Here is a 16473-nt window from a genome sequence, read left to right as displayed (position 1 = left end):
CGCCGCTGGCATTGGGCTCAGAAGCGCGGCTGGCGGCCGAACCCGGCGAGTGGACCGGCTGCGGCTCATCGGGAGTAGTCATAGGCTCGACTTCTGCATCGCCGCTCTCCTGCATTGAAAGGCGCCGTCACAACGACCTTACTCCACTTGGCCACGCTGCTGGAATCTCGGGGCAGGAGCGGAAACGGAGTACAACCCTGCCCCGCATACTGAGGGCCGCCCCGACTCTGGGCATCGCTTGCGCAGTCTACCGCCGCTCGGTGCTCTGGTGCGTTGCTCGAACTCGACACCTTTACCCAACCGGGCAGCTGGGCCGACCTTCGTCCTGATTGCCACTCGACCGGGAGCAATGCCAAGGCTCGAACTGCACAAGCATCCCCAGAGTGCAGCAGGCCCTCTACAATGGCGCTCCACTTTCTCCGCTGGGATGGCCCATGGACATCGAGCTCGCCCGCACCTTTCTCGAAATCGTTCGCTGCGGCAGTTTCATCGCCGCAGCCGAGCGACTGCATGTCACGCAGACGGCCATTACCGCGCGGGTGCAGAACCTCGAGAGCCAGCTCCACTGCAAGCTTTTCGTGCGAAATCGTGCCGGCGCCAAACTCACCACCGACGGCGAGGCCTTTGTGGTGTATGCCGATCAGATGGTGCAGACCTGGGAGGCCGCTCAGCGCGACCTGCCGCTACTGGAGGGTTACCGTAACGTCTTGCACGTCGGTGGCGAGGTCAGTCTGTGCAATCCGCTGATGCTCAGCTGGATGCGCAAACTGCGCGAACACATCCCCACCCACGCCATACGTGCGGAAATAGCCGACGGCCAAACTCTGTTACGCCAACTCGAACTGGGCGTGCTGGACGCCGCCCTGGTCTACCAGCCGGCGTATTGGCCCGGCTTGCAGGTCGAGCAACTGCTGGAGGAGAAGCTGATTCAGGTACGCCAACCCTCCGTTCCAGCGCCCTATGTGTATATCGATTGGGGCGAAGACTTTCGCCGCCAGCATGACGCCGCACTGCCGGACAAAGCCAAAGCAGCCGTCAGCTTCAACCTGGGACCACTGGCACTGCAGTACATTCTAGAAAGTGGCGGCTCCGGCTATTTCCGCAGCCGAGTGGTGCAGAGCTACCTCGATAGCGGGGTATTGGAGCGGGTGAGCAAGGCGCCGGAGTTCAGTTACCCCACTTACCTGGTCTACCCCCGCGAACGAGACACTGAGGTGCTGCAACAGGCCTTCAGCCTGTTGCGCGAGGCGGTCAAAGAAGACAGCGACTGGTCCCAGCGCTGGGCCCCGTTGATCTAGTGGTCTGTACGCTTATCAAGTTCGGATCATTGAAGGCCTGAGACAAGGGGCTGCGACGAGCCATAGGGGCTATGGCGAGGAACGGCAACACCGTACAGGGACGTCAGGCATCGAAACCGCCTCTTTCAACTCGCCACACAGGCAACTAAGCCCACCAAGCACACGGCTATAACATATGCCGCGCCTCAGCCCAGGTGCATGATCAGGTCGCGGTGCAAGGCAGCGATCACGTCGGTCTGGGTGACTACTCCGACCAACTCGCCCTGCTCCAGCACCGGTAGGCAATGCAACCCTTCACCGGACAGCAGTGGAATCAGCTCGACCACATGAGTGCTGCTGTCCACGCAGGTTACCGGACTGCTCATCACCTGCTGCAACAGCTGGTCCCGGCCCAATCCCAAACGCCGAAGAATAGTGCGTCGACCTGCGCCAAGCGGATGGCCGATCAGGTCACTCAAACTGGCGATACCCACCAACTGGCGCTCCTCGTCGAGCACCGGCAAAGTTTTCAGGTGATGATGCTTGAGCATCCGTAGCGCCTGTTTGAGGGTGGTTTCCGGCGTCGCACACTGCACATCGCGAGACATGATTTGACCGGCCTGAATGTCCCCCATGCTGCGGCGCAAGGCATTTTTCTCGGTGGCGCGGATGATCAGCTCAAGGTCCTCGCGGGTGACATCGACGAACGCCCCCATCTCGGCCAGTGCCTGATCCAGGTCACCCGAGGTAATGCCAACCCGCTGCTGTGGCGGTGGGTCCTGGGTATGGTGCAGATCGGTGGACGCCGACACATGCGACTTGGGATAACGCACCCGGGTCAGGTTGTTGTACAGCAAGGCACACCCGAGCAGACACAGGGCATTCAACAGCACCGGGTAGAGCAGCATAACGCCCATATCGAGCGTGCTCGGCCCGCCCAGCATCACACAGAGCGCCACGGCTCCGCCTGGCGGATGCAGGCAGCGCAACGGGCACATCAGCACCAGGGAAATGCCCACGGCCAGACTGGCGCTGGTAACGGAAGGAGAGAAAAAATGCACCATTGCCAGGGCCACAAGGGTCGCTGTGAAATAACTCCCCACGATTGACCAGGGCTGGGCCAGTGGCCCGGAAGGAACGGCGAACAGCAAGATCGCAGAAGCCCCCAACGGACCGATCAACTGCAGGGTTATTTCGCTGCCGAATAGCTGACGGCAGAGCAACGCGCTGAGCAAGATGCCCAACGAAGCACCCAGTGCAGCGCGAACCCATTCTTTAGGCCGCGTACTCAGCGCAGGGGGAAGAAAACTGCTGAACCAACTCAAGAACATAGGACACTGCCAGGGACGGACATAAATGTGCGAGGACCGAAAAAAAGGGCTCACCAGAACAAGCTGTGAGCCCTGTGAACGTGCCAGGCTAGGCACGAGGAGGTTCCATCCTTGGAGTGGAAATGCTCGGCGGTGCGCCTCGATCAGGCGCGCAAGCGGTAACCCTCCGGGTCATGTTCCCGTTGGGGCGTGACCGTCACCAGGTGCTCGCACACTCGCCCGGTCGCGGCCGTCATGTTGCGTGCGGCCTGCGGGTCGTCCGCGAACGGCAGCAGGGCTGCCTGCTCGAGTTCATCTGCACTGCCTTGAAGGCAACTATGAATTCCCGCGCAGAACACCACGAAGCCCAGACCGAATATCAGCGTTGACATGGCATTCCCCCGCTCAAGCCACACTCGGCGTTAATACCTGCACAGCAGGTTCGCCGGCTCTGATGGTTCGCCAACTGTTATAGGCCATCAGCAACATCCCACTGGCGAAGGTCGCTCCACCGAGCAGGCGCACGATATAACCCGGATGACTGGCTTGCAGCGCCTCGACGAAGGAGTAGGTCAGCGTGCCGTCGTCGTTGACTGCACGCCACATCAGGCCCTGGGTAATGCCGTTGACCCACATCGAGGCGATGTACAGCACGGTGCCGATAGTGGCCAGCCAGAAATGCACGTTGATCAGGACGATGCTGTGCATCTGTTCGCGACCGTAGAGCTTGGGAATCATGTGATAGAGCGTGCCGATGCTGATCATCGCCACCCATCCGAGGGCCCCTGCATGCACATGGCCGATGGTCCAGTCGGTGTAATGGGACAGAGAATTGACCGTCTTGATCGCCATCATCGGACCTTCGAAGGTCGACATGCCGTAGAACGCCAGAGACACCACGAGAAAGCGCAGGATCGGATCGGTGCGCAACTTATGCCACGCCCCGGAGAGGGTCATCATGCCGTTGATCATGCCGCCCCAGCTCGGTGCCAGGAGAATGATCGACATGGCCATGCCCAGGCTCTGCGCCCAATCCGGCAGCGCGGTGTAGTGCAGATGATGCGGCCCGGCCCAGATGTACAGGGTGATCAATGCCCAGAAATGCACAATGGATAGGCGGTAGGAATAGATCGGCCGATCGGCCTGCTTGGGCACGAAGTAATACATCATGCCGAGGAAGCCCACGGTGAGAATGAAACCTACAACGCTATGCCCGTACCACCACTGAATCATTGCATCGGTGGCGCCCGAATAGGCCGAATAGGACTTCATCAAACTGACCGGCACCGCTGCATGGTTGATGATGTGCACCATCCCCGTGACCAGGATGAAGGCACCGTAGAACCAGTTACCGACATAGATGTGCTTCACCTTGCGCCGCACAATCGTGCCGAAGAACAGGCAGGCATAGGCCACCCAGACGATGGCGATCCATACGGCGATAGGCCACTCCATTTCGGCGTATTCCTTGGACGTCGTGTAGCCCAGTGGATAGCTGATCAATGCGGCGACTATCGCCGCCTGCCAGCCCCAAAACACGAACTTGGCCAAGCCATCGGAAATCAGCCGCACCCGACTGGTGCGCTGCACCACGTAAAGCGAGGTGGCGAACAGTGCGCCGCCGCCAAAGGCGAAGATCACAATAGAGGTGTGCATCGGTCGCAAGCGGCCGAAGCTGGTCCAGGGCAGACCGAAGTTCAACGCCGGCCAGACCAGCTGGGCGGCAATGAACACGCCCAGGCCCATACCGAGAATGCCCCAGAACAGGGTCATCAGGGTGAACTGGCGGACAACCTCGTAGTTGTAGTTACAAGCGTTTGTATCGAGAGGATTAACACTGGCCATAGGAGTTCCGTTGCACACAAGGAATCGTAAATCTGATTCCCACCGCTTTCCGAACCGACCGGTTCCATCTTCATGTGGACTCGTTATCAACGGCACTGAGCAGGTCCGCTTCGCACTGCGAAGCGGAATCTGGCGGCAAGACTGGGACAGTTTGCCGCGCCACTTAAAAGGTAACAAACTAATAATAATGCACTGTAAATGCATAAATTTTGATATTAAAAAATATCTACTGAGTCAACTGAGCATGCTGTGGACCGCCTTGGCTGGAGGAGCTGGAGGGGTTAGCACCCTTGCTTCCTTGGCTACAGTCCAGACGCTTGCTTTAGCAGGCCGGTGAAAAATGTAGCGAGCGATGGCTAGGCAAGGCGAAATCGGCCGCAACGGAGCGAAGCGGAGTAACAGCCGGAGGCTGGCCCGCAGGGTGAGCGTAGCGAATCAAAAGCGCAGTGTACGAGCTGTACATGAGCATTTTGAGACGCCGCGTCCCGGGCTGATTTCAACGCTGCATAGCCGAGCGCAGTAGTTTTTCAACAGCCTGTTAGCCTCACAGGACTCGCAGGTGGGTTCGTATCAACATCACGGGCTCAGTTCCGCGCAACAACGAGCCCACTCAACCCAGAGCGTTCCCTGCAATCAGCCTCCACGGACGGCCTTAAGCGCGGCGCCACATCGCTTCGGACAGCCCGCGTATCTCCCGAACTGCACCAGCACCTCAGTCATGGACAATCAATTTTTTAATATTGACATATTTTTATGTCGTAACTACTTTTAAAGGGCAATCCACTACTCGAGGCTACTGCCATGAACATCAGAACACTGGTTTTGCTGCTGTTTGCATTGTGCGTTCAACCTGCCTGGAGCCAGGTGGATGCGGATAAGGGTCAGGCCCTGGTTACCGGGTCGGAGTCCGCCGCGCTGAATACCCGCCTGGCGCTGCGGGACCTGTGGGTGGAGCATATTTTCTGGGTCAGGAATTACGTCATCGCCAACCAGCAGGGTGAGCGCCAGCAGGCCGAGACGGCTGCCACCGAGGTGGTCGCCAATGCCACTTCGATTGCCAATAGCATCGCGCCCTTATACGGTCAGCCAGCCGCAGATCAGTTACTCAAACTGCTGGCCGGACACTGGGGGGCAGTGAAACACTACAGTGACGCGGCGGTCGCGAAGCAAGCGGCGGGCAAGAGCGCCGCGGTGGATGAACTGACGAGCAATGCCAAGGCTATTGCGCAATTTCTGGCCACGGCCAACCCGAACTTGCCGGAAGCCACCCTGGTCAGCATGCTCAGCGCCCACGGTGGACACCACATCGCCCAGGTCGACCAGTTGGGCAAGCAGGATTACGCCGCGGAAGCGAGAACCTGGCAGGCCATGCGCGAACACATGTTGGTTCTCGCAGACACCTTGACGGCGGCACTAGTCAAGCAGTTCCCGGACAAGTTCTGAGCTAAACGGGGCGCCTCGGCGCCCCTCCTTTAGGTTGCTGAAGATGACGAGGTCGCAGAATGTTTCAGGGGATGGGCCGTACCCAGCAAGACCTGCTCTGCGCGCTGCTGTACCAGCCGGTGGGCATGAGTATCGACGAGTTGGCCAGTCACTTGGCGGTGACGCGCACAGCCATACGTCAGCATCTGTCCGCGCTGGAGCGTGACGGCCTGATCCTGCGCGGCGAAACCCGCCCTACCGGTCGTCGTCCCGAGCAGTTGTACCTGCTCTCGCCGCCCGGCAGGGAGCTGTTTCCCAGGCAATACCAGCTGCTGGCCGACCTGCTGATCGGCGAAGTGGCGACCCTCATCGGCCACGACAGCCTGGTCAAGTTGATGCGCAGTCTAGGCCGCAGGATGGCCGCCGGCATGGAGCAGCAGGCGGTGAGTGAAGCGCGGATCGTCGAGCACATGAATCAGGCCGGGTATGAGGCCGAGGTGTTTTTCCGCTCCTCTGGCGAGCAGGAAATAGTCGCGCACAACTGCGTCTTCCACCACCTGGCCGAGGCTCATCCGCAAGTCTGCGAACTCGATCTGGCCCTGATCGGTGCCCTCGGCCAGGGTGACGTGGAACATCTCGAATGCATGGTGCGGGGCGGCCAGGTCTGTCGCTTCAAACTCACCGGAACTCCCCCTACAGCCGGCGGCCGCCCTCACAAGTAAGGCGCCGGCGGTTGCTCAAACTAAGCAAAGCCATTGGCGCGGTTCAAGAACCCATGCAGGGTCAGGCTCGCACGCGGGTAGCTGTGCCGATTTCGTCATCTGCCAGCGGGAAACTCATCAAGCCGCAGGCCGTCTGAACGGCCAGTCTTGTCCAGACTTTTCCTGTGCAGGTGTTGGCATCCATGAAACGCATCCGCGTCATCGACTCACACACCGGCGGTGAACCGACCCGCCTGGTGATCGACGGTTTTCCGGACTTGGGCCACGGCAGCATGAGCGAGCGCCGCCAGCTGCTGGCCGAACGCTTCGACGACTGGCGCGCCGCCAGCATGCTCGAACCGCGCGGCAGCGACGTACTGGTCGGCGCGCTGCTCTGCCAGCCAGTCGACCCCAGCGCCAGTGCCGGGGTGATCTTCTTCAACAACAGCGGCTATCTGGGCATGTGCGGCCACGGCACCATCGGCCTGATAATTTCCCTCGCTCACCTCGGACGCATCCAGCCCGGCCTGCACCGCATCGAAACCCCGGTCGGCACGGTCGAGGCGACCCTGCATGAAGATCGCTCGGTGAGCGTGCGCAACGTGCCCGCCTATCGCTACCGTCAGGCGGTCAGCCTACAGGTGCCGGGCCTGGGCACGGTCAGCGGCGACATCGCCTGGGGCGGCAACTGGTTCTTCCTGATCGCCGAACACGGCCAGCGCATCGCCGGTGACAACCTCGAGGCGCTGACCGCCTATTGCTGGGCGGTGCGCCAGGCGCTGGAGCAACAGGCCATCCGCGGCGAGGACGGCGGCGAGATCGACCATATCGAGCTGTTTGCCGACGACGACACCGCCGATAGCAGGAATTTCGTGCTGTGTCCGGGCAAGGCCTACGACCGCTCGCCCTGCGGCACCGGCACCAGCGCCAAGCTGGCCTGCCTGGCCGCCGACGGCAAACTGCAGCCCGGTCAGTTGTGGCGTCAAGCCAGCGTGATCGGCAGCCAGTTCGAGGCCAGCTACCAGTGGCAGGACGACGGGCGCATCGTCCCGACCATCCGCGGTCGCGCCCACCTCAGTGCCGAGGCCATCCTGCTGCTGGAGGACGACGATCCCTTCGCCTGGGGCATTCGCCCATGAATGCCGAGATCATCGTCGTCGGTGCCGGCATAGTCGGCAGCGCCTGCGCCCACCAGTTCGCCCGCCGCGGCCTCGACGTGCTAGTGCTGGACAGCCAGCGCGGTGGCGCCACGGCGGTGGGCATGGGCCATCTGGTGGCGATGGATGACAACCCGGCGGAGCTGGCCCTGAGTCGCTACTCCATCGAGCTGTGGCGGCAGTGGGCGCCAAGCCTCGACCCCGACTGCGCCTACCGCAACTGCGGCACCCTGTGGCTGGCCGCCAACCGCGAGGAGCTGCAGGCCGCCGAACACAAGCGGGAAACCCTCAGCGCCCAGGGCATCGCCTGCCAGATGCTCGATGCAAGCGCCCTGCGCCAGGCCGAGCCAATGCTGCGCAAGGGTCTGCTGGGCGCGCTGAAAGTCAGCGGCGATAGCATCCTCTACGCGCCGAATGCCGCGCACTGGCTGCTGGCCCAGGGCGGCGCACGCATCACCCGACGCCAGGATCAGGTCAGCGAGGTCGACGGCAACCGCGTGCGCCTGGCCGATGGCCGCTGGCTGACGGCCGAGGCCGTGGTGCTGGCGGGCGGCATCCACGCCAGTGAGTTGTGCCCCGAGTTGCCGATCCGGGCGAAGAAGGGCCATCTGCTAATCACCGACCGCTACCCCGGACGCATCCAGCACCAGCTGGTCGAGCTCGGCTACGCCGCCAGCGCCCACGCCAACACAGGCACCTCGGTGGCCTTCAATGCGCAGCCACGGCCGACCGGGCAGATTTTCCTCGGTTCGTCACGCCAGTTCGACAGCCTCGACCCGCAGGTCGAAGGCCCGGTGCTGGCGCGCATGCTGCGCCGCGCCCTGGATTACCTGCCGGAGCTGGGCAAACTCAACGCCATCCGCAGCTGGACCGGCTTCCGTGCCGCCACCCCGGACAGTCTGCCGCTGCTCGGCGAGCATCCGCAGCAGCCCGGCCTGTGGCTGGCGGTCGGCCACGAAGGGCTCGGCGTCACCACCGCGCCGGGCAGCGCCCAGTTGCTCGCCGCGCACCTGTTCAAGGAACCCGCGGCCATCGACCCTAGCCCTTATCTACCGGGACGCTTTCTGCCGGTGCCGCGACCTACGGAGCACAGTGCATGATCGAACTCATCCTCGATGGCCTTGCGCTGCGTGTCGCAGCGGGCAGTACGGTAGCCGCCGCGCTCTATCTGGGCGGCGACGGCAGCAGCCGCACCTCGGTCGGTGATCAGCGCCGCGCCCCTGTGTGCGGCATGGGCATCTGCCAGGAGTGCCGAGTCAGCATCGACGGCCAGCGCCGCCTGGCCTGCCAAACCCTGTGCCAACCCGGCATGTGCGTGGAGACCCACGCATGAACGAGGATTTCGACCTGCTGATCATCGGCGCCGGGCCCGCCGGCATGGCCGCCGCCCTGGCTGCAGCCCCCAGTGGCCTGCGCATTGGCGTCATCGACGACAACCCACTCCCCGGCGGGCAGATCTGGCGCGACGGCGTGCACGCCCATCTGCCTGCCAATGCTCGGCGCCATCGCGCGGCACTGGCGGCGGCGGAGAATATTCGGCTGTTCAGCGCGACCCGAGTGGTGGCCATCGCCGGGCCGCAGCAGTTGCTGCTGGAAGATGACGAACGCGCCTGGCGCGCACACTACGCCAAGCTGATCCTCTGCACCGGCGCGCGCGAGCTGCTGCTGCCCTTCCCCGGCTGGACCCTGCCCGGCGTCACCGGTGCCGGCGGCTTGCAGGCGCTGATCAAGGGTGGCGTACCGGTGGCCGGCGAGCGCCTGGTGATCGCCGGCAGCGGCCCGCTGTTGCTGGCCAGTGCCGCCAGTGCCAAGCAAGCCGGCGCCAAAGTGCTGCGCATCGCCGAACAGGCGCCCCCCGCTGCCTTGGCCGCGTTCGCCCTGCAACTGCCGCGCTGGCCGAGCAAGTTGCTGCAGGCCTTGCAGCTGTTCGATGCCAGCTACCGCAGCAACAGCCATGTACTGGCCGCGCTCGGCGAGGAACGTCTGGAAGCTGTGCGCCTGCAGCAAAACGGCAAGCTAGTGGAGATCCCCTGCAAGCGCCTGGCCTGTGGTTTCGGTTTGCTGCCCAATACCCATCTGGGCCAGGCCCTGGGCTGCCGCATCGCCGGGCAGGCCATTGCCGTCGATCAATGGCAAGCCTGCAGCCTGAGCGATCACTATGCGGCGGGTGAATGCACCGGCTTCGGCGGCAGCGAACTGGCCCTGATCGAAGGCGCCATCGCCGGCCACAGCGCCATCGGCGCGCAGGCCAAGGCCCGCGCACTGTGGCCGCAGCGCCAGCACTGGCAGGCCTTCGCTGATCGTCTCGGGCGCAGCTTCGCCCTCGATCCGCGACTCAAGCAACTGGCCGCCGCCGACACCCTGGTCTGTCGCTGCGAGGACGTGAGCTACGGCGAGATCGCCGGGTGCAGCGGCTGGGTCGACGCCAAGCTGCACAGCCGCTGCGGCATGGGCGCCTGCCAGGGCCGCATCTGCGGCGGCGCGACGCAGTTCCTGTTCGACTGGCCGACCCCGACGCCGCGCCCGCCGTTGTCGCCGGCACGCATAGAAAGCCTGCTGCAACTGGCCGAGCCAGACGAGGCCGGCTAGTGTCGCGACCATCGTGACAGGTCGGATCACTGTAGGGTGGGTTAGCGGCGCCACACTGCGACGATCAGACGTTGCCATCGTGGCGCGCCGCGTAACCCACCAGACGGCATCCATGTATTGCACCGATGGTGGGTTACGGCGCAGCAACGATCAGTGTAATGCCTGCTGCTTGGACAGGCGCCTAACCCACCCTACGTGCGGGCCGAACCCGCCGCGACGGACGTCGCGCTTCCCTGAAAGTGGCAGCGGCCTTAGAGTGGGCCGCGCCCACCTTGCCTGGACACCAGCTCACCCATGCCTTTGCCGCTTCAGCTCCAGCACCTGCCCACCCCGCGCGATCTGCCTGAGCTGCTGGGCAGCCTGCAACAGATCACCCCCCTGCTGGATGCCATGCCCGGCGTGGTGTTCTTCATCAAGGACAGCGCCGCCCGCTATGTGCTGGTCAACCGGACCCTGAGCCAGCGCTGCGCGGTAAACAGCCACCACGAGTTGCTAGGCCAGACCGCCGAACAGGTGTTTCCCTCACGCTTCGGCCCGCTCTACACCGAGCAGGATCGCCGTGTATTGCAGGACGGCAGCCCACTCAGCGACCAGTTGGAGTTGCACCTGTACCCTGGCCGCCAACCGGGCTGGTGCCTGACCCATAAACTGGCGCTGCGCGACCCACAGGGCGTGATCATCGGCATGGCTGGCATCTCCTACGACCTGCAGGCCCCGCAAGCCAGTCACCCGGCCTACCAGAAACTCGCCGCGGTGGACGCGCATATCCGCGAGCATTACGCCCAGTCCATCAGCCTCAAAGACCTCACCGCCATCGCCGGCCTGTCCGTCGCCCAGCTGGAGCGCCACTGCAAGCGCATCTTCCAGCTCACCCCGCGGCAGATGATCCACAAGGCGCGCCTGGGCGCGGCCTCGCAGTTGCTGGCCGATCACCTGCCGATCACCGATATCGCCCTGCGCTGCGGCTACACCGATCACAGCGCCTTCAGCCGGCAGTTCAAGGCCCTCACCGGGCTGTCTCCCAGTCAGTATCGCGAGCGTCTGCGCGACGCTTAGCACGCTGTTACCCCAATTCGTGGCCTAAACGCACACTCCTGGGCGCGCTGCTCCCCCAGGTGACACTCGCCCCTGCGCGCGCTGCCTGCGGGCTGGGCGGCGCGTCTCATCAAGAAAACTTCACGAATACCTCCAGTGCCCGCCCTCAGCGGCTCGCGCGGTCCGACAGCGCCGTTTATTGCCTGCCCACCAGCACCCCGTCGTTTCTTGGCACAGGCAGTGCATATAAAATATCGTATACGAAATCCTTGATACGAAAGGCGCGAGACTCTATAACTGCTCGACCCCACACCACCACGAGGCCCCTATGAAAAATCCAACAACTGCCGTAGCCCTCACCGTTGCTCTTAGCGCGTCCCTGATTGGCCAGGCCCAGGCCGACAAACTCGACGACATCATCGAATCGGGCAAACTGCGCTGCGCCGTGACCCTGGACTTCCCACCCATGGGCTTTCGCGATGAAGGCAACAAGCCCGCCGGTTTTGACGTCGACTATTGCGCTGACCTGGCGAAAGTCCTTGGGGTAACCCCTGAAGTGGTCGAAACCCCGTTCCCGGACCGCATTCCCGCGCTGATCTCAGGCCGGGCCGACATCATCGTCGCCTCAACCTCCGACACCCTTGAACGCGCAAAAACCGTGGCGATGACCGTGCCCTACTTTGCCTTTCAGATGGTCGTGCTGACCCGCGAAGACAGTGGCATTGAGAAATACGCAGACCTCAAAGGGCGCCCAGTGGGTAACACCAGTGGCACCTTCGAGGCGATCGCCCTGGAAAAAGACGTCAAAAGCTGGGGCAATGACGCCAGCTTCCGCGCTTACCAGAGCCAGAACGACACCATCCTCGCCGTGACTCAGGGTCACATCGACGCCTCTGTGGTGACCAACACAGTGGCGGCCTCGACCCTCAAGTCAGGCAAATACAAAGGCCTCAAAGTGGCCGGCAATGCGCCCTACACCATCGACTACGTGTCCCTGGCGGCCAAGCGCAACGAGTACGGCCTGATCAACTACCTCAATCTCTTCGTCAACCAGCAGGTCCGTTCGGGTCGCTATGCCGAGCTGTACCAGAAGTGGGTCGGCGGCACTCCGGTGGAGCTGACGGTTCCAGGCGTTTACTACTAAGCACGCGCCCCCATCCACTGGTTAACGCACGGTCGCCAACCCGGCCGTGCGGGAGTTAAACATGCCTGAATTCGCAGTAACGGCACGCAGGCTGGTTGCAGGCAATGCACAAGGCGAGTTGCTCTATGCCGACGTCGGCCTGAGCTTCTGGGGCGGCGTCGATCCATTTAGCGGTGAGGTGATCGATCGCCACCATCCCCTCAGCGGCCAGATAATTGCGGGACGCGTGCTGGCCATCCCCAGTGGCCGCGGCTCCTGCACCGGCAGCAGCGTACTCCTGGAACTGATTCTCAACGGCCATGCCCCTGCCGCACTGGTGGTGGCACATCCCGAAGAAATTCTCAGCCTGGGCGTGCTGATCGCCCAGAGCTTGTTTGACTGTGGCTTGCCCGTCGTCTGCATCGGGCCTGAAGCCTTTTCCCGGCTGCATGACTGCGCGTTTGTCCGCGTTGAAGATGATCGGGTTAGCGCCTTCACCCAGATTCCCGCGGATAATTGGCAAGCGACCACGTCAAAGACCAGCGTCACACACGGGGCCACTGGCCCAATTGCCTTGAACGACACGGACCGCGACTTGCTGGCAGGCAAACACGGCAAGGCCGCGCAGGTCGCCATGCAGATCGTCTTGCAAATGGCCGAGCTCCAGGGCGCCGGCGAATTGATCGATATCACCCAGGCGCACATCGACGGCTGCATCTATACCGGCCCGGCCAGCCTGCGCTTTGCCGAACAATTGCTTGCCTGGGGGGCGGCCGTCAGAGTCCCGACCACGCTCAACTCGATCTCGGTCGACCAGCGTCTCTGGCGCCAGCAAGGCATCGACCCGGCATTCGGCGAACCCGCCAGCCAGCTTGGTGAGGCGTATATGGCAATGGGGGCGCAACTGAGTTACACCTGCGCACCCTACCTGCTCGACAGCGCGCCGCAGGCCAATGAACAAGTGGTCTGGGCTGAATCCAACGCCGTGGTGTATGCCAACAGCGTACTCGGCGCCCGGACGCAGAAATACCCGGACTATCTGGATATCTGCATCGCCCTGACCGGTCGCGCGCCCCTCACCGGCTGCCATCTGGATGCCGGCCGCTTGGCCACTCTGCTCATTCAAGTAGCGCCGCTCGGCCCACTCGATGATGCGTTCTATCCACTACTCGGCTATCACGTCGGCGCGTTGTCGGGCAGCCAGATCCCCGTGCTCGACGGTTTGCACAACGCGGCGCCTACGCGGGACGATTTAAAGGCCTTTGGCGCCGCATTCGCGACCACCTCCGGCGCCCCGATGTTCCACATCGCCGGAGTTACCCCAGAAGCCGCCAGCATAGAGCAGGCGCTGGGCGGCCTCCCGGCCCAGCACATTGAAACAGTCAGCGCCGCCGGCTTGCTCGAGAGCTGGAACGAACTCAACAGTGCGCCGTCTGCGCAGTTGGGCCTGGTAGCGCTAGGCAATCCGCACTTCTCTTTGAGCGAGTTCGCCGTCTTGGCCGCATTGTGTGAGGGCCGCAGCAAACACCCCGACGTCGCCCTGGTGATCACCTGCGGACGACACGTGCAGCAACAAGCCAGCGCGGCGGGCTACCTGGCGACGCTCGATGCGTTTGGCGCACAACTGGTGACCGATACCTGCTGGTGCATGCTCGGCGAGCCGGTGCTCCCGGTCGGCACCACCAGCCTGATGACCAACTCAGGCAAGTACGCCCACTACGCCCCAGGCCTGGTCGGACGCACGGTGCATTTCGGCAGCCTGGCGGCCTGCGTCGAAGCGGCCTGCCGAGGGTTTGTCAGCGGCGAGCTTCCCGCCTGGTTGAGCCAGGCCCATCAGCCAAGGGAAAAATTGAGCGATGTTTGACTATGTTTGGTTTGACTATAACTTTCACTGGCGCTCGGCTTTAAAGGCACTCCCGGACATGCTCGGCGGTGCCTGGGTTACCTTTGAGACGGCCGCGCTATCGATGGTCTTTGGCGTGCTGATCGCACTGCTGTTGACCGTCATGCGGCAGAGCCAGAACCCGCTGGCGCGGGGTGTTTCCGGGGCCTGGGTCTCGGTTGCCCGTAACACCCCTTCGTTGTTTCAGATCTACCTGTTGTACTTCGGCCTCGGTTCGTTCGGCCTGCACATCAGCTCATGGGCCGCACTGCTGGCCGGGATCACGTTCAACAACGCCGGCTACCTGGCAGAAAACTTTCGTGGCGGGCTCAAGGCCGTGCCCGATACCCAGATGCGCGCGGCCCGTTCACTGGGGATGAGCGCATTCAAGGCCTACCAGTTGATCATCGTCCCGCAGCTACTGCGCATCGTGTTCTACCCCCTGACCAATCAGATGGTCTGGGCCGTACTGATGACCTCGCTGGGGGTCATCGTCGGCCTCAACAACGACCTCACCGGGGTCACCCAGGACTACAACGTAAAGACCTTCCGCACCTTTGAGTATTTCGCGCTCGCGGCAGTGCTTTATTACCTGATTGCCAAAGCCATCGTCATGGTCGCCCGCCTACTCGGCTGGCGCCTGTTCCGCTACTAAGAGGGCAATGGCCATGTTGACTACCAGCCTCACCTCAACCGATCTGCTGTTCATGCTCCAGGGTGCCTGGACCACTATTGCGCTGACCCTCTGGTCGATGCTGCTGGGCACATTCGGCGGGGTTATCTGTGGCCTGCTGCGCGCCACGTTGCCGCGAGCAACCCTGCCGCTGGCCTGGGTGCTGGATATCTTCCGCAGTGTGCCGCTGCTGATCCAGTTCGTGCTGTTCAACTCGCTGAAAAGCATCGTCGGCCTTGACTGGAGCGCCTTCACCGTTGCCTGCGTAGTGCTCGGCGTATACGCCACGGCCTATTGCACGGAAGTCGTGCGCAGCGGTGTCCTCGCGGTATCGCCCAATGTACGCCGCGCCAGCCGCTCGCTGGGGTTGAGCTACTGGCAAGACCTGCGCTACATCGTCATGCCGATGGCCACCCGCGTGGCATTTCCGGGCTGGCTGAACCTGACCCTGTCGGTGATGAAAGACACCGCCCTGGTCATGTGGATTGGCATCATCGAACTGCTGCGCTCCTCACAAACCATCGTCACACGCATCCAAGAACCGCTGCTGGTCCTGTGCATCGCAGGGCTTATCTACTACTTCATCAGCCTGGTTGTAGCCCGTTTGGGTAATCAACTGGAGAAAAGGTGGCAGGAAAATGATTGAGATCGAAAGCGTACACAAATCCTTCGGCGACCTGGATGTGATCAAGGGCGTCAGCCTGACCGTCGAAAAAGGCGAAGTGGTGTCGATCATCGGTGGTTCGGGCTCGGGTAAATCGACCCTGCTGATGTGCATCAATGGCCTTGAATCGATTCATCAGGGCAGCATTCGTGTCGACGGCGTCGAGGTGCATGACAAAGCCACCGACCTCAACCAGCTGCGGCAGAAGATCGGCATCGTGTTCCAGCAGTGGAACGCCTTCCCGCACCTCACGGTGTTGGAGAACGTCATGCTGGCACCGCGCAAAGTGCGTGGCCAAAGCCGTGCAGAGGCCGAGGAAATGGCCATCAAGCAACTCACCCATGTTGGCCTCGGCGATAAGTTCAATGTGTTCCCCGGCAAGCTTTCCGGCGGCCAGCAACAGCGCATGGCCATCGCCCGCGCCCTGGCCATGTCGCCGGATTACATGCTGTTCGACGAAGCCACCTCGGCGCTCGACCCGCAACTGGTCGGCGAGGTGCTGGACACCATGCGCCTGCTCGCCGAGGACGGCATGACCATGGTGCTGGTGACCCACGAGATCAGCTTCGCCCGCGAGGTGTCCGACCGCGTGGCGTTCTTCCGCGACGGTCTGGTGCATGAGATCGGCACACCCGAGCAAGTGCTCGGCAACCCGCAGCGTGCGGAAACCGCCGATTTCCTCAAGTCCGTGCTCTAGCAGGGCGTTGAGAAACGTAGGCGAGGCGGCCGAGACAAGGCAAAAACGGCCGAAAAAGCGCAGTTTACTGGCTGTAAATGAGCATTTTGAGGCCGTTT

Annotated in this window: 16 protein-coding genes; 13 read left to right on the top strand and 3 right to left on the bottom strand. The window is 62.7% G+C overall.

Annotated elements, in window-relative coordinates; all coding sequences use genetic code 11:
• Nucleotides 1–434 precede the first annotated feature (434 nt).
• Entirely contained in the window at nucleotides 435–1298 is an 864-nt protein-coding gene (locus TMS3_RS08500; RefSeq protein ID WP_025164841.1) for a LysR family transcriptional regulator, read from the top strand.
• Between the two features lie 185 nt (nucleotides 1299–1483).
• Here the strand turns inward: TMS3_RS08500 and TMS3_RS08495 are convergent, their stop codons facing one another.
• The 3 genes from TMS3_RS08495 to ccoN all read right to left on the bottom strand — a co-directional run bounded on the left by TMS3_RS08495 (nucleotide 1484) and on the right by ccoN (nucleotide 4432).
• On the bottom strand, nucleotides 1484–2608 hold the full coding sequence (locus tag TMS3_RS08495; protein ID WP_025164840.1) for an HPP family protein: 1125 nt from the start codon (nucleotides 2606–2608) through the stop codon (nucleotides 1484–1486).
• 143 nt (nucleotides 2609–2751) lie between these two features.
• Nucleotides 2752–2979 carry a hypothetical protein gene (locus TMS3_RS08490; RefSeq protein WP_025164839.1) on the bottom strand — a complete coding sequence of 76 codons (228 nt, stop codon included), beginning with the start codon at nucleotides 2977–2979 and terminating at the stop codon, nucleotides 2752–2754.
• A 13-nt stretch (nucleotides 2980–2992) separates the two neighbouring features.
• The gene (gene ccoN, locus TMS3_RS08485; RefSeq protein WP_025164838.1) at nucleotides 2993–4432 is read right to left on the bottom strand and encodes a cytochrome-c oxidase, cbb3-type subunit I; all 1440 of its coding nucleotides are present in this window, start codon (nucleotides 4430–4432) and stop codon (nucleotides 2993–2995) included.
• An 801-nt stretch (nucleotides 4433–5233) separates the two neighbouring features.
• Here ccoN and TMS3_RS08480 point away from each other — a divergent pair.
• The 12 genes from TMS3_RS08480 (at nucleotide 5234) to TMS3_RS08425 (ending at nucleotide 16375) form a co-directional block, all read left to right on the top strand.
• A complete protein-coding gene (locus tag TMS3_RS08480; protein WP_025164837.1) occupies nucleotides 5234–5875 on the top strand; it encodes a hypothetical protein in 642 nt (213 codons plus the stop codon).
• A gap of 59 nt (nucleotides 5876–5934) precedes the next feature.
• Entirely contained in the window at nucleotides 5935–6576 is a 642-nt protein-coding gene (locus TMS3_RS08475) for a helix-turn-helix transcriptional regulator (RefSeq protein ID WP_025164836.1), read from the top strand.
• 182 nt (nucleotides 6577–6758) lie between these two features.
• Complete coding sequence (locus TMS3_RS08470; protein ID WP_025164835.1) at nucleotides 6759–7694, top strand: 4-hydroxyproline epimerase; 936 nt, start codon at nucleotides 6759–6761, stop codon at nucleotides 7692–7694.
• On the top strand, nucleotides 7691–8812 hold the full coding sequence (locus TMS3_RS08465; protein WP_025164834.1) for an NAD(P)/FAD-dependent oxidoreductase: 1122 nt from the start codon (nucleotides 7691–7693) through the stop codon (nucleotides 8810–8812). Before TMS3_RS08470 ends, TMS3_RS08465 begins: the two co-directional genes overlap by 4 nt.
• The gene (locus tag TMS3_RS08460) at nucleotides 8809–9045 is read left to right on the top strand and encodes a (2Fe-2S)-binding protein (RefSeq protein ID WP_025164833.1); all 237 of its coding nucleotides are present in this window, start codon (nucleotides 8809–8811) and stop codon (nucleotides 9043–9045) included. The genes TMS3_RS08465 and TMS3_RS08460 overlap by 4 nt, the downstream gene beginning before the upstream one ends.
• A complete protein-coding gene (locus TMS3_RS08455) occupies nucleotides 9042–10301 on the top strand; it encodes an NAD(P)/FAD-dependent oxidoreductase (protein ID WP_025164832.1) in 1260 nt (419 codons plus the stop codon). Before TMS3_RS08460 ends, TMS3_RS08455 begins: the two co-directional genes overlap by 4 nt.
• Before the next feature lie 294 nt (nucleotides 10302–10595).
• On the top strand, nucleotides 10596–11357 hold the full coding sequence (locus TMS3_RS08450; RefSeq protein WP_029866226.1) for an AraC family transcriptional regulator: 762 nt from the start codon (nucleotides 10596–10598) through the stop codon (nucleotides 11355–11357).
• A 307-nt stretch (nucleotides 11358–11664) separates the two neighbouring features.
• Nucleotides 11665–12480, top strand: coding sequence for an ABC transporter substrate-binding protein (locus tag TMS3_RS08445; protein ID WP_025164830.1), 816 nt, complete (start codon nucleotides 11665–11667; stop codon nucleotides 12478–12480).
• 61 nt (nucleotides 12481–12541) lie between these two features.
• Complete coding sequence (gene lhpI / locus TMS3_RS08440) at nucleotides 12542–14323, top strand: cis-3-hydroxy-L-proline dehydratase (RefSeq protein ID WP_025164829.1); 1782 nt, start codon at nucleotides 12542–12544, stop codon at nucleotides 14321–14323.
• Nucleotides 14316–14996 (top strand): amino acid ABC transporter permease, encoded by a 681-nt coding sequence (locus tag TMS3_RS08435; RefSeq protein ID WP_025164828.1) that lies wholly within the window; start codon nucleotides 14316–14318, stop codon nucleotides 14994–14996. Before lhpI ends, TMS3_RS08435 begins: the two co-directional genes overlap by 8 nt.
• A 13-nt stretch (nucleotides 14997–15009) precedes the next feature.
• On the top strand, nucleotides 15010–15660 hold the full coding sequence (locus tag TMS3_RS08430) for an amino acid ABC transporter permease (RefSeq protein WP_025164827.1): 651 nt from the start codon (nucleotides 15010–15012) through the stop codon (nucleotides 15658–15660).
• Nucleotides 15653–16375 (top strand): amino acid ABC transporter ATP-binding protein, encoded by a 723-nt coding sequence (locus TMS3_RS08425; RefSeq protein ID WP_025164826.1) that lies wholly within the window; start codon nucleotides 15653–15655, stop codon nucleotides 16373–16375. Before TMS3_RS08430 ends, TMS3_RS08425 begins: the two co-directional genes overlap by 8 nt.
• Nucleotides 16376–16473 lie beyond the last annotated feature (98 nt).

The sequence above is a fragment of the Pseudomonas taeanensis MS-3 genome, from assembly GCF_000498575.2.
Taxonomy (GTDB): domain Bacteria; phylum Pseudomonadota; class Gammaproteobacteria; order Pseudomonadales; family Pseudomonadaceae; genus Aquipseudomonas; species Aquipseudomonas taeanensis.
The sequence above is the reverse complement of the archived record's forward strand: the minus strand, read 5'-3'. Positions and strand labels throughout refer to the sequence as shown.